This is a genomic window from Kitasatospora nipponensis (assembly GCF_039528135.1).
Classification (GTDB): domain Bacteria; phylum Actinomycetota; class Actinomycetes; order Streptomycetales; family Streptomycetaceae; genus Kitasatospora; species Kitasatospora nipponensis.
Map to the genome: position 1 here is coordinate 1 of NZ_BAAALF010000915.1, position 594 is coordinate 594.

General features: G+C 73.4%; 1 pseudogene. It reads left to right on the forward strand.

The features are described from left to right. Window positions 1-594, forward strand: a pseudogene (locus ABD323_RS44040) (helix-turn-helix transcriptional regulator); the annotation flags it as partial.

A 594-nucleotide genomic window follows, 5' to 3' on the forward strand; every position in this document is an offset into this window, starting at 1 on the left:
GCTCCAGGTGGCCGAAGGGCTCCGCCGGACCAAGCCCCGCACCCCCGACGGCCTCGCCCCGGGCGCCCTCCGCATGCTGACCGAGTACAACGCCACCAGCGGCGCGCTGTCCCCCGCCGAAACCGCGGACCGGATCGAGCAGTTGACCACCCGGACGCCGGACACCTTCTCCCGCAGCTACGTCAACGCCACCGCCGCCACCCTCGCCCAGTGGGCCGACCTGCTCCCGCTCGCCGACGGGCTGGTCGCCGACGGACTGGCCGCGCACCGCGGCACCCCCCTGCACCCCGCCTACCAGTGCCTGCTCAGCGTCCGCGCCGAGAGCCGGATGATGCGCGGTCAGTACGCCCTGCTGCTGGCCGAGTTGAACAGCGCCGAGAACCACCTGGGCGTACTCGCCCTGAACAACTCCCACCTCACCTCCCAGGCAGTCCTCGCCCTGCTGGAGACAGGCCGCTTCGCCGAGGCCCGCCAACTCGCCACCGCCGCCGTGGCCGAGACCCCCGGAGTCAGCGAGGGCTCCTGGGAGTGGAACGAACTGCTCTACGCCCGCGGCCTGCTGGAACTCGCCACCGGCCGCCCCGCCGAAGCCCT